Source organism: Tolypothrix campylonemoides VB511288_2 (assembly GCF_045999855.1).
Classification (GTDB): domain Bacteria; phylum Cyanobacteriota; class Cyanobacteriia; order Cyanobacteriales; family Nostocaceae; genus Scytonema; species Scytonema bouteillei_A.
In genome coordinates, this window is the sequence record NZ_JBFPMW010000001.1 from 99,564 (window position 1) to 119,170 (window position 19,607).

Below are 19,607 nucleotides of genomic sequence, written 5' to 3' on the forward strand. Positions count from 1 at the left end.
AACCTTCCTGGAGTCTATACGGTTGTTTTTTTCATTACCATCAAAGCACGCAACCTTAACACTAGCACAGTACCTGTTGTAAAGAATATACCCAGTAAAAAATTTCTGAGGCTGATACTCTTACCGTTTTCACTTACCAAAATACTTTCTAGTATCAAAGAAGGTAATAAGATTCCACTGAAAAGCAAAAACCTATAAAGGAAGATTTTTCTTCTGGCTAGAACTGTAATAATCGTCAAACAAATTCCCAAAGGAATAAAGGTGATAGCGTAGTAAAAAATTTGCTGTTGTTTGGGTATTAAGTCCAGTAAATTGAATGTACTAAAATGACTTAATGTGTCAATATAAACTTGGAGCGTGCCTTTAGAGTACGTGAGTACTATATGATGGGGATTGTTGTCTGTAAAAACATTGGGAACTCTCATCTTTAATTCCGAACCATTTTCTCCCGTAATAGAAGTTCTAATTCGCAAATCCAAAGCAGTTCTCTCCTGTCCCAAGGTAAAATTGCGACGAAGCGGTCCGTTGGAAACAGATATAATACGAGCGGGTCCAGTTTGACTTATATCAGAACTAGCGACAGTGGTACTTATAGTTAACTCAGAAGTTTCACGAATTCTTTTGTTTAAAGAAGTGACAGGATTCGCCGTTTCTAACCAATTACCTGGGCTTAAAAACACTCCTTGACCTTGCTGGTTTTCTGACAAACGATCCCACCAAAGTTTTTTCTCTCGTAACTTCGGACTTTTTACAGTTTCTTCTGGCTGACAACATTGTTCGGGAAATTGGTAAGAAGTGACTAGAGAGTCTCCCAGTGTCTTCAAATAATTTTCATCAACAAATACTTTTTCTACTTCGCTTTTTGAAATAGCTCTATCGGCAATATAAATTTTAGAGATATATCCTTGCCATGGTCTATTTCCTGTTGTCTCGTTTCCAAGTATTAATGGATAGTTCGGATTCCAACCACTTAAATTTGTTGTTCCTAACCAAACAATGGAGATAGTAAATGCTAACAATATATATCCGCAAAAAAACAATGATATCTTTTGGGTAGACCTTGCTAATTTGCTATTTTCTATGCTGCTAAAAAGACTATTCAGATGTTGAGAAGCACACAAATAAAAACATAGTAGACCTACCAATCCACTAATACTATTATTAATCAAATCGGCAGGGGTGGGTTCTCTAGATGGTAAAAATATCTGTAAAAGTTCAACTGTCAGAGATAACCCTGCGCTCCCCAGGAAAACCAGTACAATTTTTCCTAACAATGGTATTCTTCTGATTTTTTGTAAAGCATTACCAAGACTGAATCCAAAAGGAATAAATAAGAGAATGTTATTGACTTGGTCTATAAAATCGCTTGTACTTTCAAATTGGCTGGGTATCTTTCGTATTGAAAAATTCTCGGGTGAAGAAAAATTGAAGGGATAAAGTGTAGCTACTAGCACGACTAATATGCTACCTAAAACCATCCAAATATCTTTCGCAAAAATGCCTCTATTCAAAAGAGTATTTTTTGGAAAAAAGTTTTTACCTTGTTTCATAAGCTATCTTAATTGAATGGAGAGCGATGGAAAACTAAAATCAAATCTTTACTACTTATTCACTTGTCTGACCTCTCATTACGGAAATTAACTGACGTATTTTTACTGAGATTTGAGAATTTCCAGTCATGTCAATACCAAAAATGGAGTATTTGTCTCAAGAGATGCTGCGGTTAATACATAAAAGAGTCGGGTCATGAAGCACCATAAGCTGTGCTGCCTTTAATTTTCTCATGTTGACTGAGAGAAAGAGGGGGGAACCGGATAGTGGGGGAGGCTTTGACTCATTTCTCCCAAGTCAGAAGGGTGCAAATTATATACACGACAGCTTAACAAAAACACTATTTCTTATGTTATTCATTGAAGATACAGTAAAGATAAAAAAAATGTAAATAGTTGATGAGGTTCTTGCAAATCAACTGTGGTTAACCAAATATTATTTTCAAGTTTAGCTAATTAAGTGTATATTTTTATACTTTAATTTTAGATAAGCTTATGAGTTATAAATAACTCGTACCTTTAGGTTGGGGGACGCCAGATACACTTGTCGGATTGCTACAGACAGTGCCATAAAGATAAGGGTGGGGGGTTAAGCCCTCGCTCAGCTAGCCGTGAAACAGTGACATCTGATAACTGGTAGCTGACTAACTACTACATAATATCTTAATCTCCACATCCCGGATGGATTTATAGAGTCATGACAGAACTGAAACTGCGTCTGCAAGAGGGAACTTCCGAAAAAATGATAACGGTGCATCAAGATACATTTACAATAGGTCGCTTGCCTCAATGTGACCTTTGTATAGCATCTGGAGGCGTTTCCCGTTTCCATGCCCGATTGACAAAAACTCCTTCCGGTACATGGACTGTTGAGGATTTAGGAAGTAAAAATGGAACCCAATTAAACGAACACCTTGTGACATCGCCCCACCAGGTACGTAGTGGCGACATTATTTGGTTGGGAGATGTGAGTCTAGTTGTTCTACTGACTCCTATAGAACAGACAACGTACAAGCCAGAAGCAGGAGCAACCGCTCAAGGAAGAACAATTCTACGTAATGTTAAACAATTGCAAGAGCAATGGCTGCTGACTGATATTGATGACAGCGATATTGCCAACAAAGACAAAACCATTGCCCGTTTAAAAGACCTAGTAGACATAGCAAAGAATCTTTCTGCAGCAGCTTCCATACAAGAGATTTTCTCCCAAGTTCAGGAAGTTGTTTTTCGTTACCTTGACAGTATAGACCGTTTGGCGCTTCTAATTGATGTCGGTGGGTGCGGCAAGCTGGAATTAATGAATGCGGCTACAAGAGATTTTTCCCAACACGAATATTTATTAGTTGATGGTGATTGGATTAGTCGCAGTATCTGCCAAAAGGTTTTTGAGGAAAAAGTTGCCATTCAAACTGCTGATGCTCAAAATGATGAACGGTTTGCTGGCGAAAACAGTATTTTAGTGAAAGGTATTCGTAGCGCTATGGCGGTCCCTTTATGGGATGAAAATAAAGTCGTTGGAGTTCTCTACGCTGATGCCCACCTTTCATCACACCATTGGACACAAGAAGGTGAGGAAGAACTTAGGTTTTTTTCAGCTTTGGCAAATATTGTCGCTTCTAGCGTACAGCGTTGGTTGTTAGCAGAGAAACTTAAAAGTGAGGAGTCACTTCGCCAAAGATTGGAACGGTATCATTCCCCGGCGGTGGTGCAGCAGCTGATCTCTGTAGGAGTTCTACCTGATGGTCGTTTACCACCACAAGACAGTGAAATTAGTATTTTATTTGCGGATTTAGTTGGATTTACTGCCCTTTCAGAACGGTTATCGCCAACTAAGATTGCGGAACTACTGAACTATTTATTTGAAGAAATGCTAAAGGAAGTGTTTGCCTTCGGCGGCACTTTGGATAAGTATATTGGTGATTGTATTATGGCGTTTTTTGGTGCGCCCGAACCACAGCCAGATCATGCCAATCGCGCTGTAGCCGCTGCCATGGGAATGCTAACTCGTCTGGAAACGCTTAATACTCGGAATTTTTGGGAAGAACCGCTTCAATTACGGATAGCAATTAATAGTGGCAGAGCAGTGGTGGGAGATGTTGGTAGTTCTCAGAGAGTTGAGTATACCGCATTAGGAGCAACTATTAATTTAGCAGCCCGAATGGAAGGAGTTTGCCCTCCTGGAGAATGTGTTCTCAGTGAAGTTACTTATAGTTTGCTTTCAAATCCCTCGGATTTTTATGAGATGGGAGAGTATCGCTTTAAAGGCATCGATCGATTGGTTAAGGTTTATCAGACAAAGATGCATGAAAGGCATTAAGTAAGGATCGGGGATGAAGGATAAAGGATAAAAAATATACTTTATCCTGTTAAAATCAAGCAGTGTTTGCTCAACTACACTTTCATTTTCAGACGCGATAAGCAAAAATACATATTATGTATGTATAATTTATTTCAATTTTAATTGAAAAATCTTAATATAAGTAAAATGAGCATTTATTAAAAGACTAAAATTATGTAGTAAGACCGCAATTAAGATTATGCGACAACGCGGTGCTACCTCAAGTAACTTTTTAACGGGAGGTCAGGTCATGGCTATCGCCACCATTAATCCCGCAACAGGGGAATTGCTCAAAACTTTTGAGCCGTTAAATGCTACCGAAATCGCGACAAAAGTCGATTTTGCACAACAGGCTTTTGAGCAGTATCGAAAAACTGGTTTTCCAGAACGAGCATTGTGGATGCAGAAAGCGGCTGAGGTTCTAGAGCAAGAAAAAGCAGAATATGCCAAGCTGATGACTCTGGAGATGGGCAAGCCTTTTAAAGCAGCGATCGCAGAAGTAGAAAAATGCGCTCTTGTCTGTCGCTACTATGCCGACCACGCTCCTCAATTCCTCAGTGATGTAACTGTCAAAACTGATGCAAGTCATAGTTTTGTCCGCTACCAACCACTAGGCATTATTCTTGCCGTTATGCCTTGGAATTTTCCTTTCTGGCAGGTCTTCCGATTTGCCGCACCTGCTTTGATGGCGGGAAATGTAGGATTGCTCAAACACGCTTCTAATGTTCCCCAATGTGCTTTAGCGATCGAAGAAATTATACGACGAGCAGGTTTTCCCGAAGGAGTTTTCCAAACCTTATTGATAGGGGCTAGCAAGGTAGCTTCCTTAATGGCAGACGATCGCATCAAAGCCGCCACACTGACAGGAAGTGAGCCAGCCGGAGCAAGTTTAGCCGCCGCATCGGGAACGCAAATTAAAAAAACAGTTTTGGAATTGGGAGGTAGCGACCCCTTTATTGTTTTAGAAAGTGCAGATCTAGAAGCAGCAGCAAGCACAGCAACTTCCGCACGAATGTTGAATAACGGTCAATCTTGTATCGCAGCCAAACGCTTTATAGTTGCTGAATCTGTCGCAGATAAGTTTGAAAAGTTGTTGCTAGAAAAATTCCAAGCCTTGAAAGTGGGCGACCCTATGGACCCTGAAACTGATTTGGGACCCCTAGCCACCCCCGATCTGCTTAAGGAGTTAGACCAACAAGTGCATGCTTGTGTTAAGAATGGTGCAAAACTTCTCATAGGAGGGCATCCTGTATCAGATAGACCTGGTAATTACTATCCTCCAACGATTCTCACGGAGATTTCTCCAGAAAATCCAATGGCAAAGGAAGAGTTTTTCGGTCCTGTAGCAATGCTATTTCGTGTTGCGGATCTTGATGCCGCAATCAAACTAGCAAATTCCACACCCTTTGGCTTGGGAGCCAGTGCATGGACAACTAACGCTGAAGAACGCGATCGTCTGACTGAAGAAATCGAAGCAGGTTCGGTATTTATCAACGGAATGGTAAAATCTGACCCCCGCTTACCCTTTGGAGGCATTAAGCGTTCCGGATATGGCAGAGAACTGAGTATCCAAGGCATTCATGAGTTCGTCAATGTTAAAACTGTATGGGTTAAATAATTGTGGATTGTGGATTTGAGATTTTGGATTGGGAAAAGTCAGTGGTTAGTTGTTAACTCCTAGCCACTAACCACTAACTACCAACCACTAACTACTGAGGAAATTAAATGAATACGGCTGAACTACTAGTACAATGCTTGGAAAATGAAGGTGTAGAATATGTTTTTGGACTGCCTGGCGAAGAAAACCTGCACGTTCTAGAAGCCTTAAAACACTCTTCAATTAAGTTCATCACCACTCGTCACGAACAGGGTGCGGCGTTCATGGCAGATGTTTACGGACGTTTGACAGGAAAAGCTGGAGTTTGCCTTTCTACGCTCGGACCTGGGGCAACAAACTTAATGACAGGAGTGGCAGATGCTAACCTTGATGGAGCACCCTTGGTTGCCATCACCGGGCAAGTGGGAACAGATAGAATGCATATCGAATCCCATCAATATCTTGACTTGGTAGCAATGTTTGCCCCAGTAACAAAATGGAACAAACAGATTGTCAGACCAAGTATTACGCCAGAACTTGTGCGAAAAGCCTTTAAGCGATCGCAAAGTGAAAAACCGGGCGCAGTCCATATTGACTTGCCAGAAAATATAGCTGCCATGCCCGCAGACGGCAAACCATTGCAAAAAGACAAAATAGAAAAAACCTTTGCATCTTTTGCCAGTATTAGAGCAGCTGCAGCAGTGATTTCTCAAGCAGTTAACCCCATAATTCTAGTAGGAAATGGGGCGATCCGCGCTCAAGCCAGTGATGCAGTCACCCAGTTCGCCACCCAGTTAAATATTCCCGTTGCCAATACATTTATGGGGAAAGGTATTATTCCTTACACCCATCCTCTCGCACTGTGGGCAGTAGGATTGCAACAGCGAGATTTCATTACCTGTGGCTTCTCTAATACCGATCTGGTCATTGCCATTGGCTACGATTTAATTGAATTCTCCCCGAAAAAATGGAACCCCGAAGGCAAAATACCCATTATTCATATTGCAACAACTCCTGCAGAAATTGATAGCAGTTATATTCCTAAAGTAGAAGTTGTAGGGGATATTTCAGATTCACTTTTAGAGATATTAAAAGTTGCAGATAGGCAAGGCAAACCAAACCCTTACGCCATCAGCCTGCGAACAAATATTCGTGCTGATTACGAACAATATGCCAATGATGATGCATTCCCCATCAAGCCGCAAAAGCTCATTTACGATTTGCGGCAAGTCATGGGACCAGAAGACATTGTTATTTCCGATGTAGGCGCACACAAAATGTGGATTGCTCGCCATTACCACTGCTACAGCCCCAATACCTGTATTATTTCCAATGGATTCGCTGCAATGGGAATTGCCATTCCCGGTGCCTTAGCCGCAAAACTCGTCTATCCCGATCGCAAAGTTGTTGCAGCAACTGGAGATGGTGGCTTTATGATGAACTGCCAGGAACTAGAAACTGCTTTGCGTGTTGGGACACCTTTTGTCACCCTAATCTTTAACGATGGTGGCTATGGATTGATTGAGTGGAAGCAAGAAAACCACTTTGGTAAAGGGCGTTCATCCTTTGTTCATTTTGGCAATCCCGACTTTGTCAAATTTGCAGAAAGCATGGGACTAAAAGGCTACCGAGTTGAAGCCGCCACAGATTTAGTTCCCATGCTCAAAGACGCCCTCGCCCAAGACGTACCTGCTGTCATAGATTGTCGTGTAGACTATCGAGAAAACATCCGCTTTACCCAAAAAGCTGGTGAGTTAAGTTGTTCTTTGTAAGGGTTTGCTAATAGCTAATAGCTAATAGCTAATGGTGAAACCAGTGCTACAAGCGGTGAGACTATTGCTGTAGGCGGGTTTCCCACGTCCTGGGGACTGACGAACCCGAAGGGCTATTAGCCATTAGCCATTAGCTATTTCCCAAACTTTGCATCAATATCGTCTGCAACTGAAGCACCATGACGGGAGTTAATTTTGAGTGACTCCCCGTTTTTAGACAAGTCGTAGGTTAAAGGTTGTGTTGCAGAAATTCTCGCTTCTCCCTCCTGTGCTAACGTTTGAGGAGGGTTTTTTGTGATGAAATCTTTTAAGGATTCTATTCTTAGAGATGTAGGTGGAATTACGGTCTCAAATCCCGGCGTTTTAGCAAGAAGATCTAACGCTCGCAAACATCCTTCTGGCTCAAAACCCGCACGGATAGAGGTTAAATAGCCCATTTGATCTGCTTCTAATTCTTGCTCTTTGCTCTGTAATGCAAGGCGTTGTTCTAAATCTTCTGTCTTTTGAGCAATCATCTCCTGTATGCGTTTCTCTGCTTGCTGTGCTCGATTGGTATTTCTTCTTTCGAGAACACCGTTGACTAAGTTACCAAGAAATCCAGGTAAGACATGGTTGGCGATCGCACCTCCTACGTAGTTCACTGTTGACTCTGTGGATGAAGTTTTTTTTGTCCCCAAAACTTCCTGTTCGGTTTCCTCTTTAATTTTGGCAAGCAATAGAGCCTTTTGAGTCTCGCTAACAGCTATATGGCGCTTTACATGATGACCCATTTCGTGACCTACCAAACAAGCCAGGGCTGAGGAATCGCCTACCAATTGGTTCAGAACACTGCTATGAACTGTTATCAGGTTCTCTTCACTTGCAAAGCTAAAATTATCATATTTTTTTACAATCTTCACTTGCCAAGGACGACTATCAATTTCATTAGCACGAGCAATGCGATCGACAATACGGTAAATAGCATACAAGTCAGACGGCAGCTTTTCTTTTGCTTGTTGATAGACGCTCGAAGCAGTGGGAGTTGGGGTATTTTCTACAGTTGCTTGTGCCAAAATCGGCGGGTGATTGGGAAAAAATAGCGAACATAAAGAAACGATAGCTAAAAGTTTTAGTTTCCAAGCAAACATATAATTAACCTTAATGTCTTAACGACATTTTTTGATAATTCTATAAATACAACTGCGTAAATAATATTACATAGTTCTTTTGAGATCCACCGAATTATTTCCTAAAATTTTATAGAATGCCAGGGATAGTTTGGTTTTTCATAACTTTATGCTTTTAAGTGTATTTGCGTAGTTTTATAAAATAATTTAAACAAGTATAGTGTCAAAGAGGAAACAGGGAGTGTTTTCAAAAGACTTATGTAACCCCCTAACCGGAAAACTAAAGGCTGTTTCATCTTTTGTTCTCGGTAGTAGTGATAGGGAATGCATACACCGAGATTTGCCTGAAATTGAGAGTTAAGGTGTAAATTACGAAGTTGTCTTTAATTTTCCTAAATTGAAAAATTATTAATAATTTAAAATTCTTTTTATTTATTTACAAAACAGCCAGTTATCTATTTCAGTTTGTTACTATTTGCATATATTAAAAGGCTATTCCTTTAGACTTAAGTCCAATGGAATGTTTACGGGATATACGCCAATGCACTCATTAAGTTTCATCTGTCACGATTCTGTAGTTGCCGTTTCCTTTGTTGCTTGTATTGTCGGTCTGCTACTACTGTGGGAACGCAAGCAAAATAACGATGAAGCAGAAGAAACAGAGAAAGTTCTGTTTAGAATGAGCTTTTCGTACTGGTTGGTTTATTGCGTTGCTTTTGCGATTGAGAAAGTCGTTTTACCTGATTGGGAAACTTTATTGATGACTTTGAGAATCACAACAGCGCTATCATATTTCTTAACATTTTCTTGTGTTGTCAGTTTACCGCTCCACAAACTGGCAATGCGTCATGTTCAGGAGTAGTTATTGGTTAGAGGTTAGTTGTTAGTGGAAATAACAACTAACCTCTAACACACAATTATTTTCTCATTGCAACTGAAATCGCCTCTTCGAGTTGCTCTTTATCTAAATTCGTTAGAATAAATACTTCTTGTACGGTTTTCCCGTGACGTGCTATCACCTTAAAGCCACCCCGGATCGGTATAGATACCCGTAACTGTAAATGAGGGCAGTGACCTTTCACTCGCCCAATCTCCCCAGGCGTTACAGTTTGAATGCCATTTTGTTTGATCAGACGCTCTAGAATTGGGATGAGACCGCTGATGTGGGTTGAGTGATTCCAGACAAGTCTGCCCTCAGAGGGTTTAGTCATTGTTTTTATTGTTATGCTGCTTCAAGAGGAGCCATTGTTAATCCAGCTCGACGCAGCTGTTGGTGATAAAGTTCAGCTGGTTCTTGCGGACCCACCCAAACAATGGCTTGACCTTCGTAATGCACCTGGTTAGTCAGTTCCCATGCGCGATCGCTAGTCATACCCGGAATATACTTCACCAAACAGTCGTGAACGTGCTGAAATGTATTAAAGTCATCATCTAAGACTATCACTTTATAATTTGGATATGGCTTGTAAGTAACTTGACTAGACCGTTCAGGAGCTATGGTTGGTACTGTTGCTGCTATTGAAAGTCTGGTAGCCATAATTACCTTGTCCAAAAGCTTAACAAAACTACATTACGATTAACTAGTTTAATCTATTAACGTACTTACTATCCCTTCTTACAGGCAAAAAAATGAGGTGGAAGATAAGGTGGGGTAATCGTTTTTCAATTAATTTATAAATTAATGCCTGGACTTTGCGTAAATTCCTCAAGCGGCTCTGATAAATTTTCTAGCCCAAATTATACTTATATGCTTGGGAGCACTTACACGTAAAGCGTTATCTTTGCCAGTCACCACCAACTAAAAATGATACGAATCACCACAATCCTTGGAACTACCTTAGCGATTTTTCTGTGTTTTAGCGAAGTTGCACAAGCGCGTACCATTAATAACATCAGCCCGCCAACCGGACCCGGTCTTGGTGATGCTCTGTGTCCGCAAGTTCAAACTTCTGTGGTTACGCCATATCCAAATAATGACAATAGCATAGCGCCAAGCCCAAATCAGATCGCTAACTTTCCTGGTTTGTCTTGTACTCCCATAAGCTTTAAAACGACTGACTCAGTTGATACTCCAGTATTCGTTCAACCATCAGGAGGGATAACAGAGTATTTTTTCACTGAAAAAGTTGTCAATAATACAAGCTCTATCTGGGATGGTTTTACCTTTCAAATTGGATTTGGAGTCAATAATAACTTCGGCTCGCCTGAGTTAATTCTTGTTCAACCTGGATTAGCAATTCCGAATTTCGATTTTAGCGTTTCGGATGCTGACGAAAAGCCCACCTCTTCTAAATTTACGGAACTCAATCGAGATGGTTCTTTCCGTCTTCAGTGGTCTGGAGGTTCTGTTGCGCCTGGTGAATCTGTTGATTTCACGTTTTCAGTTGATATTCCTGACGATTTGAATGGAAAAAATTTATACCAATCTTTTACAATCCGTCAAATTCCTGTTGCGCGGTCGGTTCCCGAACCTACTTCTACATCAGCTTTATTAGGTTTACTGGTTGTCATGGGTGCGGCTTTCGCTTTCAGACAAAAACTTTTGTAAGCTTATAGAGAACACGTAGATTTTATTCAGAAAGTCAGTTTTTGTAAAGTTTCTGCAAAGATTTCCTGAGTAATGCGCTCGGATTGTAACAGCTTTTGCAATTCAACCTCTAGAGTAGACATACCACGGTCTTGACCTTGCTGCATTAGTGTTAGCAAATGCTGTACCCTACCCTCTAAAATATGACTGCGAACGACATCAGTTGTTAACAAAAGCTCAAAAATGGCTGTACGTTTGCAGTCACCACTGAGGGTTGAGACTAATCGTTGAGAAAGAATTGCTTTTAAACTATCAGCCAGACGAAAGCGAATAAAATCCTGTTCTTGGGTACTGTAAAGAGTGAATAATTCTTGAATTGCAGCGATCGCTCTGCTAGTATGCAGACAAGCTAAGACTAGAGTACCAGAGCGAGCAGCGCGTAGGGCAACATCAACAGTAGAGCGATCGCTTAACTCATTGAGCACAATTACATCAGCATCATTCTTTAATGCTGTTAGCACTCCCTCAACGATATTGGGAGTATGTGTTCCCACCACCCAATGGTTAATTAAGGATTGATGATTTTGATGTACATAAGTAACCGCTTCTTCAATAATGAAGATTTTTCGGCTCATTTCCCGATTCAAATAATCTACAAGACTAGCTAAAGTTGTCGTTTTACCACTACCGATCTCACCAGTGACTAAAATTAGTCCCTGTAAGTGCTGACAGATATTTTTTAATGCTACAGGAATTCCTAGCTTCTCGAATGTAGGGATATTAAGAGGCAAAAACCTAATCGCCATCACAGCACCCTGTAAAGTCAAAAAACATGATACAGAAACATTACCAAAAGGGTATTGATGAAATATTTGTAAAGGAGAACCAGATTTTATTTGCTGAATTTCATCCACATTAAAAACTGTCTCTGCCCAAGTCCAGAATTTCAATTCATCGATTGTAGAATCTGAACTTGCTTTTAATATTCCTTTGATGCGAAAATAAGGAACATCACCGATTGCTATATGAACATCCAAAGCTTGTTGTATTTGTGCATTATTCAGGAATTGCTCTAAAGTCAAAATTTCTAAATTATTAACATTGCCAGTAGTCATATAGCTTTTCTTTTCAGGAACTACATAGCTAATATTTCCCTCAATTTTATTAGAAATAGCAACTATAAATTTTTATTTACATAACGCCATTTAACTAAACAGAGTTACAAGATTTGAATATAACAATTGCCGATAGCTTTATTCATTCAAGTTTTCCAAATCGGCTAGATCTTGCAGCCTCCCTGATGCCTTTTTATGTGAGTAAAGTAACTGCCGTAAGAATACTCGGCGTAGAGGATACACATGGGTAAAAAAATTCAAAATCAGTACACGCCAGACTATGTTTCTGCTCCAGGGGAAACTCTTCAAGAAGTCGTTGAAGAACGTGGTATGTCCCAAGCAGAACTGGCGGAACGAACGGGTATACCTAGAAAAACGATTAACGAAATCATTAATGGGAAAGCAGCAATTACTCCAGAAACAGCATTGCAATTTGAGCGGGTTTTAGGAATTCCAGCCAGCTTCTGGAACAGCCGCGAACGACGATATCGAGAAGCACAGGCTCGGGCAGAAGAACAAAAGCGTTTAGAGTGGGTATTAGATGAGCCGGAAAACTAATTACTTCAGAAGGAGCAGGAACTCTTAAACTCCTACTACCAAGATTTCTTTGCCATCATTGCTGCTACGCGAGATTTTATCGCCTCTATGATTTCTGGAGTTTGGGTTTTTTGCCAAGTCGGACGTGCTGTCAGACGATCGCACCAAGCACTCAGTTTTGGATATTCACTGAGGGAAACGCCACCCCATGGCAACCAAGGTACTATAGTACCAGCTACAGGTTCGGCAAGAGTTATACTGTCACTGCCAAAAAAAGGTCGGTTATCGAGCAAACCCTCAAAAAACTTCAGGACTGTTGAAATTTTCTGTTTTGAGCGCTCAACTTTTTCAGGATCTGCTCCAGGTAAATCGAACATCACGGGGGTCAATGGGATTATAGCAGGCATTAATTCATGCACCGTTGCCAGTTGCGCCATCCGTACAATTCCGATATCCTTCGCATCAGTGGGTAACATAGCGGGTGTAGGATACTTTGCCTCTAAATAATCCAAGATTGCTAAAGATTCCACCATATGAAAACCATCATCCACCAAAGCAGGAATTCGGTGAAAAGGGTTAATTGCTAAAAACTCTGGTTTAAACTGTTCGCCATCCAGATTGACTTCCACTTCTTCAAACGAGATTCCTTTTTCCAAGAGGGTAATCCAGACACGACGGGAATTTGGTGAAATTGGATGATGGTAAAACTTCATTTCGATTCTATTTTTGACACTGTGAGATCCAAACTCAATTATTTCGCATTACGGTCCATAAAATTGAAGTAGAGCGTTCGCCTTTGGCGCAAGCTGTACCCAGCTTCTCTTCAACCCCAATCCAAATGATTCATCCGCTTGCATCCGCTACGGGGTGCGGTTCCCACACTCTTAAATATCTTTATTACCCCTTCAAAGACAGAACATCAGAAACATCAATAAATCCTTCATAACGACGCACAACATTAGAAACTTCCTGATACATCTTTCCTACCTGACCGACTTTTTGAGTAAATAAATCGTGACATCCAACAATCACAAGCAATTCTTGTGCGCGTGAAAAAGCAACGTTAACCCGTTCGGGTTCCTTAGCAAATCCAATATCTTTTCTGCTGTTGTTACAAACTGTACTTACGATAATGACAGGTCGCTCCATACCTTGAAAGATATCAACAGTACCAGTACGGATATTTAAAGATGGAAACTTACCTGTTTCAATTCTGTCTTTAATCGCTCTCAATTGAGCGCTGTAGAAAGTAATAATTCCTATTTCTTTTTGAGGTTGACCGTCAGCAACTTTTGAAAACCAAGCCTTCTCCATTTGTTCGCATAGCTTTTCAATAATATCAACTTCTCGTGCATTAAACCGAGAAGTTCCCTCTCTTTGTTCTGCAAAACCTTGTTCGGCTGGTGTTTTAATCCACAGAATATGGTGATTTTCTTGAATAATAGAACCCCCTAAATAATGGGCTCGTTTCGTATCTGGTTCTGGAATACCACAAGTTAATCGATGCTGGTAAAACTGATTGATAGCTCCCATAATTTGCGGGTGCATGCGATACTGAATTGTCAGCATTTGCTTGATACTGGGATGTGCGGCTTCAAACTGCATTTTGAACAGGGATTCTTTGACAAAACTGAGTTCATCTTTTGTCATCTTCAGTTCTTCTGCGATATCTTCGATCGTCTCCTCATGTAGCAAAGGCGGTAACTGACGGTGGTCACCTACCAAAACTATTTTTTCGCCTTTTAAAGCTGGAATTAATAATTCCGGAGGGGTACATTTACTAACTTCATCAACAATGACAACATCAAAACTGGGAAATTCTTTAGAAAAATCCCCCCTCGCTGCTTGAACGCAAGTGATACCAATCACATTGGCATTATTTATATAAATCTGCTTTAATTCATTACGGTCTTGAGGAGAGGGATTGCGGAGTTTCCCTATCCAATCTTGCACAAAATTTTGGTAGCGTTTGAGGTAACTTTCTTCTTTGTCTAATTCTCTTTGCCATGAGTCAAATTGTGCTTTGACTTGATGTAAAAATTTTAGAGCAAACAAACTTGTAGATGGTAACTCGGGTTTGTATTGCTTGGGTAAGCTTTGCCATGCTTTTTCCCACCATTGGCGTTCTTGAATTAAATCTTCTGGAATTTGTAATTGGGCTTTCCGATCTAACTCATGCAGTTTGTTTTGTAATTTTTCTATCTGAAGTTTTGCTGTTTCATATTCCGTTTCTGACTTAGCTTGATGCTCATCCAGACAAGTTTTGATAACTTGGAGAATAGCAAAAGGATCTAGTGCAGCAATTAACGGTTTTAGTTCTTTCGTAGAAGGTTCCCAAGATTGTACTTGTGTTAAAAATTGTTTTGGTTTCTCCCAAATAGAGGATTGGTCGAGCAGATAATTCTCTGTAAGAATTCGCAAGTGTTCCGGTATATTTTGATGATGGGTTAGTTTTTGCAAAAGATTAGTGACTTGGTTGAGTTTTAAATCTCCTTCTTGCTGAGCAATTTCTAACTGATGTTGGATGGCTGAGACTTTCTGCTGTTGTTCTGCTGTATTTTTCTGAATTTCTTTTAACTGTTGTTGCCAATATTGAAGTTGTTTTTCTGTTTCTGTCTTAACTGACAACACGCATTTACGAGCATTCACGAGAATATTTTCTAAGAGTTCTTTAACAAGATAGTTGAGAGCCGTATCGATATTTCTTTGGTCCCAAGAGGAGCCATACACCTGTTGCATTTGATTGAGAAAATACTGTGTAGTTTCAATGAGAGCGGGACGTTGATTGGAAGCAATATATGCATAATTTTTATATTTCTTAGCAAGTTCTTGCCACTGTTGGCGATCGCTTGCTGAGAGAACCATGGGAGTTTGACTTAAGCTTTGGTAAAAGAATTCGCTAAATCGGTGCTGTTTACCCCGGCGATCGATAAAACCTCCTTCTACTTCGTAAGATAATGCATTTTTTAACTGCACCCAATTTGGTAGATGGTCGATTTTATTAACCTTATAAATTTGAGGGACAAGTGGTAAATTTAAGGTTCGAGCAATCATCCACAATCCTGCGGGTAGCTCAATAAGTTCATCAGTCAATAGTGAACCCGTTTGACAGCAATTTGTTAGGATTCGATACAACCTAATATTTGCCGTAGATTTCCATTCTTTTACTGCATTGACGACAAATTCTAATTCACTTTTTCGGCTTTCCAAGTTTTTAATTTTTGTCTCAATATTCTGCTGCTTTGTCAAACTTTGCTGGTAATCCTTTTGTAACTGTTGAGAAGCAACGGAATTTTGCTTAAAAACTTGCACGGATTCAGACACTTCCAACATACATTGTGCTGCATTTCGCGCATCACTGGCAACTTCCTCAAATTCCAAGATCGCTGTGGCTACAGTTTCCTGCAACCAAACTGCTAGTCCAAAAGCACCACGGGCTGGACGAGTAAAACCCATTTCAGTCACTTTAGTTAAGGCTGTGCGTACATTAGCAATGAAATTTTCAACAGCTTGATTTCCATTGGTATAAGGTTTCAGTAGTGGCAAAAAATTCACAATTTCTGGGCTTTCCCAATCGATATGAGGAGCAGTTTGCAGGAGATTATCTAACCTTGTTTTGAAAGATTGAACTTCACTTATAGTATCTAGACTTTGTTTGGAAATTGTTTCATATCTTTGATAATTTTCCTCTAAAACTGTCTTTTCTGCTTCTAATTGTTTTTGTGTTTCTTGAAATTCTTCTTCAGTTTTTAAATACTTTAAAAATCTTGATGAAGCTTTCAAAATTTCCTGAAAAAGCCGTACATTTTCTTGACGTTTTGCAAGATTTTTCTCACAGTCATCAGCAGTATTTTGCATCCATGTTACGATCGCATTATCTTCTAAAAAAGGCTGTCCTTCTTCCTGCACTTTTTCAGCTTTTCCCTTCCGCAAAGCACGGATAACAGGGCTGTGAACTAAGCGACTGAGAGCATTATCCACCGCTAAATTAGCTTGAGATGCAATCAGCGTCTTTCCACCCCGTAAGGCAACTTGATAGCAAATTTCGGCAATTACTGTAGTTTTACCAGTACCGGGAGGACCCTGAATCAAAACCATATCGGGAGCGGAAAGTACTGCTTCAACTGCAGCTATTTGATCGGGATTGGCATCTCGTTTTAATAAGTCTTGAGGTTGTAGTTTAATGATTTTTGATGGACGATGGGCTTTGGCTGCATCGAATAAGAAGTTTCCTAATAAAAGATTTTGCGATCGCCCCTGTCGCAAGTTGTCTAAAGCCTTTTTCTTTTGGTTGATTTGGTTTATATCACCCGCAGCTTCAAAATATAAAAATCCTTTTTTGGGGAGTTTGTAACGCCCCCGATTCAAGCGCTCAACAAAATCGGAATCTAACCTAATACGAATTTTACTCTCTTCAAAGTCAACGTCTGCGATTGTCCCCAACTTTTCTCCATCTCGTTTGTTGCTATATTGGGGAGAGGAGTCAAACAACATCACATCTTCATTACGTGCTTTTTTAGCGCGTTGCCAAAAGTCATCTTCATCCAACTTATTTGCAGAAGAACCGTCAAGAGTTGCTGCTTCCGCATCAATTTCAAAAGTTACCCGTCTGGTATCTCCACCATAGTTATGATTTTGAAAAGGTACGCAAAATTGGCGGGATTGGGCTATACGTTCTTCTATCTCTAAAAATGTATACCAAACTTGTAACTGTTTTTTTGTTGGTATGACCCGTTCCCCAACAGCATCTTCTGAATTGTTATTTCTTGTATATATAGGTTCTACATTGGTTGGCTGATTTGCTCTAATGAAAGCAGAAATCCGAACAACCCGATTGCCATCGATTGCTTCAATAGAAACAGAACCAGAGAGAATCGTTCCAGTAGGAATATCTTGTGAATCCAGCGTTAAGTACAAATCCTGCACTCCCGGAGATAAGTGAGAATCTTGCACTCTCAACCAACTGACATCAGATACAATTTTACACGGTGTCCCTAATTGTACCGTCCAAGAACGTTCAACTTGGCGATCGCTTTCTACCTCTCCAAAATCCAAAATAGCAGGAATATCCCAATGAGCATTTTCCCAGATTGCATGAGGCGCTATCCCTGTTAACCTGACCGCCTGACAAACGGGGGGTGTTTCTTTCGCAGCCCAAAGCGCTATCTCTCCCTTATCTCCTCCAACCGTGCGGGCGATCGCTAAATTCTCCAGCCGTACCCCAGGAACTTGCACAACCAATGCTGGCTCATCAACTGCAAAAATAACTGTCTCCGCACCTGTACCGCGAAGAGTCAGCGATTTTTCGATACAGAAGGGTCCTTTATATTCCCCAGACTTCAAGCTGATTTCCGCACCATCACGGACAATTTGCAGCAATTCAAGAAAATTTTCTGGTTCAGCTTGAAATGATGGCATTGTTACCTCAGAGAGTTGGGTTTGGAAATGGAGAGTTAGGGATTAAAGCTTCCCTATTTTCCAGATTTACATATAGTTCCGAAATTTTGATATAGTAGCAGACTGAGGAGGTCATGTTTTCAAGATGGCAATCATAAAAGTTGTAGTGATGCGATTGCTGGAGGATTCATTTTGGTAACGATAGAATGTAAAAACGTCAAGTTTTCCCATATCCAGGCGGTTCTATTTGACAAAAATGGGACTCTAGAAGACTCAGATGCTTATTTACGCGCCCTTGCACAGAAGGGTGCAAGGGTAATAGATGCACAAATTCCCGGTATTGGCGAGCCACTGTTAATGGCATTTGGTGTGAGTGGCGATACTTTAGATCCAGCAGGTTTAATGGCGGTAGCCAGTCGTCGCGAAACAGAAACGGCGGCGGCGGCTTACATAGCAGAAACTGGGCGGGGATGGTTTGAATCGTTGGTGATAGCCCGTAAAGCTTTGGATGAAGCGGAAAAGTATGTCAACCAAACACCTTCACCTCTGTTTGCAGGTACATCGGAAGTACTTCAATCTTTGTCGCAAGCAGGTTTGAAACTTGGGATTCTTTCAGCAGCTACAACTTCTGAAGTGCGGACTTTTGTAGAACGTCATGAATTAAGCGATCGCATCCAAGTGGCGATGGGAGTTGATGGAGGACCAAGTAAACCAGATCCCATTTTATTTTTACAAGCATGTCAAGCTTTGGGAGTCGAACCCAGTGCCACACTCATGGTAGGAGATTCTGTAGGTGATATGCAAATGGCACGTAATGCCAAAGCAGCTGGTTGCATTGGCATTACCTGGATTGGGAAATCAGAGAACGTCCGAGGTGCAGATGTGGTGATAGAGCGACTCGAGGAAATTCTTGTGGTTTGACGCTCCCGCAGCTGGCTCAATCCAAAATGGTATGACTTATCCTAGAAAAAATTCTAGTAAAAACGGGTAAAACTTAGTCGCTAATAACTCAAATTTTTCTCCAATCCCATCAGGCGACGTGATTTTATACCCCGTGCCATTTGACCAGTTATAATTATTTCCCGGAATATAAATTAAGTGAGCCGTTCCTTGGCAATAGTACCCAGATAAAATTAAAGTCTTGATTTTTGGAAAAAACATCACTCTAAAGTTCTCAGAGGCATATTTGCCCTTAAAAGTCAGCGATAAATTCTCACTTCCGATCTTTGGTGATAACAACTCAAATTGAGTTTTTGGAAGTACCAACGCTGCACAATCTCTTCCGATTGGTTGTGAAAATACCTTAAACAGAGTTTTTGGAAAAGCCAAAGCAGCAATATTAGCGGCTTCTGTTTGGATATCTGATTGTACTGTGTGGAAAAGATCTCCTGCGCCTGTGGTAAACATATTTTTTTCCTTCAGCAATAGATTTAAAAGTAGTTTTGTTAATGCTCTGGATGATGCAATAGCTAAGATTTTCGCACAGTTAAATTTTCTACAAACAAAGTTCAATTAAGCCCACTAAATTATCCTGAAAAGGGGTACTTGTTGAGTATTCTAGAGCGTGTTTCCACGCGTATTTGTTTGGGCTCCTAATTTCCCATATCCCCCTCTATCCCTCAATTTATTGGGGGACTTTTGAGTATCTTAGCCGCCCTTTTTTAAGGG

General features: G+C 40.5%; 15 protein-coding genes. 7 read left to right on the plus strand and 8 right to left on the minus strand.

Translation table 11 applies throughout. From position 1 onward, the window contains the following. Positions 1-14: 14 nt before the first annotated feature. Complete coding sequence (locus tag AB0756_RS00455) at positions 15-1,550, minus strand: VanZ family protein (protein WP_038085175.1); 1,536 nt, start codon at positions 1,548-1,550, stop codon at positions 15-17. A 697-nt stretch (positions 1,551-2,247) separates the two neighbouring features. Between AB0756_RS00455 and AB0756_RS00460 the strand changes: the two genes are divergently transcribed. The 3 genes from AB0756_RS00460 to AB0756_RS00470 all read left to right on the plus strand — a co-directional run bounded on the left by AB0756_RS00460 (position 2,248) and on the right by AB0756_RS00470 (position 7,257). Continuing rightward, a complete protein-coding gene (locus tag AB0756_RS00460; protein ID WP_038085173.1) occupies positions 2,248-3,867 on the plus strand; it encodes an adenylate/guanylate cyclase domain-containing protein in 1,620 nt (539 codons plus the stop codon). 271 nt (positions 3,868-4,138) lie between these two features. After that, positions 4,139-5,506, plus strand: coding sequence for an NAD-dependent succinate-semialdehyde dehydrogenase (locus tag AB0756_RS00465; RefSeq protein ID WP_038085197.1), 1,368 nt, complete (start codon positions 4,139-4,141; stop codon positions 5,504-5,506). Between the two features lie 107 nt (positions 5,507-5,613). Continuing rightward, entirely contained in the window at positions 5,614-7,257 is a 1,644-nt protein-coding gene (locus AB0756_RS00470) for an acetolactate synthase large subunit (protein ID WP_038085171.1), read from the plus strand. A 134-nt stretch (positions 7,258-7,391) separates the two neighbouring features. Here AB0756_RS00470 and AB0756_RS00475 read toward each other — a convergent pair whose 3' ends face one another. Beyond that, complete coding sequence (locus AB0756_RS00475; protein ID WP_038085169.1) at positions 7,392-8,384, minus strand: M48 family metalloprotease; 993 nt, start codon at positions 8,382-8,384, stop codon at positions 7,392-7,394. A 520-nt stretch (positions 8,385-8,904) separates the two neighbouring features. Between AB0756_RS00475 and AB0756_RS00480 the strand changes: the two genes are divergently transcribed. Beyond that, positions 8,905-9,225: a hypothetical protein gene (locus tag AB0756_RS00480; protein ID WP_038085195.1), complete on the plus strand. Its 321-nt coding sequence runs from the start codon at positions 8,905-8,907 to the stop codon at positions 9,223-9,225. Between the two features lie 55 nt (positions 9,226-9,280). On the opposite strand, the gene AB0756_RS00485 is transcribed toward AB0756_RS00480, so the two are convergent. Both AB0756_RS00485 and clpS read right to left on the minus strand, forming a co-directional pair. Continuing rightward, positions 9,281-9,574, minus strand: coding sequence for a DUF2103 domain-containing protein (locus tag AB0756_RS00485; protein ID WP_038085167.1), 294 nt, complete (start codon positions 9,572-9,574; stop codon positions 9,281-9,283). Positions 9,575-9,585: 11 nt separating this feature from the next. Next, a complete protein-coding gene (clpS, locus tag AB0756_RS00490; RefSeq protein ID WP_038085164.1) occupies positions 9,586-9,900 on the minus strand; it encodes an ATP-dependent Clp protease adapter ClpS in 315 nt (104 codons plus the stop codon). Positions 9,901-10,167: 267 nt separating this feature from the next. Here clpS and AB0756_RS00495 point away from each other — a divergent pair, with 267 nt between their 5' ends. Then, the gene (locus tag AB0756_RS00495; protein WP_038085163.1) at positions 10,168-10,911 is read left to right on the plus strand and encodes a hypothetical protein; all 744 of its coding nucleotides are present in this window, start codon (positions 10,168-10,170) and stop codon (positions 10,909-10,911) included. 26 nt (positions 10,912-10,937) lie between these two features. On the opposite strand, the gene AB0756_RS00500 is transcribed toward AB0756_RS00495, so the two are convergent. After that, positions 10,938-12,005 (minus strand): type IV pilus twitching motility protein PilT, encoded by a 1,068-nt coding sequence (locus tag AB0756_RS00500; RefSeq protein ID WP_038085162.1) that lies wholly within the window; start codon positions 12,003-12,005, stop codon positions 10,938-10,940. Between the two features lie 243 nt (positions 12,006-12,248). Here AB0756_RS00500 and AB0756_RS00505 point away from each other — a divergent pair, with 243 nt between their 5' ends. Beyond that, on the plus strand, positions 12,249-12,563 hold the full coding sequence (locus AB0756_RS00505; RefSeq protein WP_038085161.1) for a HigA family addiction module antitoxin: 315 nt from the start codon (positions 12,249-12,251) through the stop codon (positions 12,561-12,563). 35 nt (positions 12,564-12,598) lie between these two features. Here AB0756_RS00505 and AB0756_RS00510 read toward each other — a convergent pair whose 3' ends face one another. Next, positions 12,599-13,255 (minus strand): glutathione S-transferase family protein, encoded by a 657-nt coding sequence (locus AB0756_RS00510; protein ID WP_038085159.1) that lies wholly within the window; start codon positions 13,253-13,255, stop codon positions 12,599-12,601. A 184-nt stretch (positions 13,256-13,439) separates the two neighbouring features. Next, positions 13,440-17,960 carry an AAA domain-containing protein gene (locus tag AB0756_RS00515; RefSeq protein WP_038085156.1) on the minus strand — a complete coding sequence of 1,507 codons (4,521 nt, stop codon included), beginning with the start codon at positions 17,958-17,960 and terminating at the stop codon, positions 13,440-13,442. Between the two features lie 171 nt (positions 17,961-18,131). On the opposite strand from AB0756_RS00515, the gene AB0756_RS00520 reads away from it, so the two are divergent. Further along, positions 18,132-18,860: an HAD family hydrolase gene (locus AB0756_RS00520; RefSeq protein ID WP_038085154.1), complete on the plus strand. Its 729-nt coding sequence runs from the start codon at positions 18,132-18,134 to the stop codon at positions 18,858-18,860. Between the two features lie 36 nt (positions 18,861-18,896). Here AB0756_RS00520 and AB0756_RS00525 read toward each other — a convergent pair whose 3' ends face one another. After that, the gene (locus AB0756_RS00525) at positions 18,897-19,346 is read right to left on the minus strand and encodes a hypothetical protein (RefSeq protein WP_038085152.1); all 450 of its coding nucleotides are present in this window, start codon (positions 19,344-19,346) and stop codon (positions 18,897-18,899) included. Positions 19,347-19,607 lie beyond the last annotated feature (261 nt).

Coding starts and splice junctions, on each gene's coding strand:
- AB0756_RS00510 (WP_038085159.1), bottom strand. CDS start 13,255: ATGAAGTTTTACCATCATCCAATTTCACCAAATTCCCGTCGTGTCTGG.
- AB0756_RS00525 (WP_038085152.1), bottom strand. CDS start 19,346: ATGTTTACCACAGGCGCAGGAGATCTTTTCCACACAGTACAATCAGAT.
- AB0756_RS00500 (WP_038085162.1), bottom strand. CDS start 12,005: ATGACTACTGGCAATGTTAATAATTTAGAAATTTTGACTTTAGAGCAA.
- AB0756_RS00470 (WP_038085171.1), top strand. CDS start 5,614: ATGAATACGGCTGAACTACTAGTACAATGCTTGGAAAATGAAGGTGTA.
- AB0756_RS00495 (WP_038085163.1), top strand. CDS start 10,168: ATGATACGAATCACCACAATCCTTGGAACTACCTTAGCGATTTTTCTG.
- AB0756_RS00480 (WP_038085195.1), top strand. CDS start 8,905: ATGCACTCATTAAGTTTCATCTGTCACGATTCTGTAGTTGCCGTTTCC.
- AB0756_RS00475 (WP_038085169.1), bottom strand. CDS start 8,384: ATGTTTGCTTGGAAACTAAAACTTTTAGCTATCGTTTCTTTATGTTCG.
- clpS (WP_038085164.1), bottom strand. CDS start 9,900: ATGGCTACCAGACTTTCAATAGCAGCAACAGTACCAACCATAGCTCCT.
- AB0756_RS00465 (WP_038085197.1), top strand. CDS start 4,139: ATGGCTATCGCCACCATTAATCCCGCAACAGGGGAATTGCTCAAAACT.
- AB0756_RS00455 (WP_038085175.1), bottom strand. CDS start 1,550: ATGAAACAAGGTAAAAACTTTTTTCCAAAAAATACTCTTTTGAATAGA.
- AB0756_RS00460 (WP_038085173.1), top strand. CDS start 2,248: ATGACAGAACTGAAACTGCGTCTGCAAGAGGGAACTTCCGAAAAAATG.
- AB0756_RS00515 (WP_038085156.1), bottom strand. CDS start 17,960: ATGCCATCATTTCAAGCTGAACCAGAAAATTTTCTTGAATTGCTGCAA.
- AB0756_RS00505 (WP_038085161.1), top strand. CDS start 12,249: ATGGGTAAAAAAATTCAAAATCAGTACACGCCAGACTATGTTTCTGCT.
- AB0756_RS00485 (WP_038085167.1), bottom strand. CDS start 9,574: ATGACTAAACCCTCTGAGGGCAGACTTGTCTGGAATCACTCAACCCAC.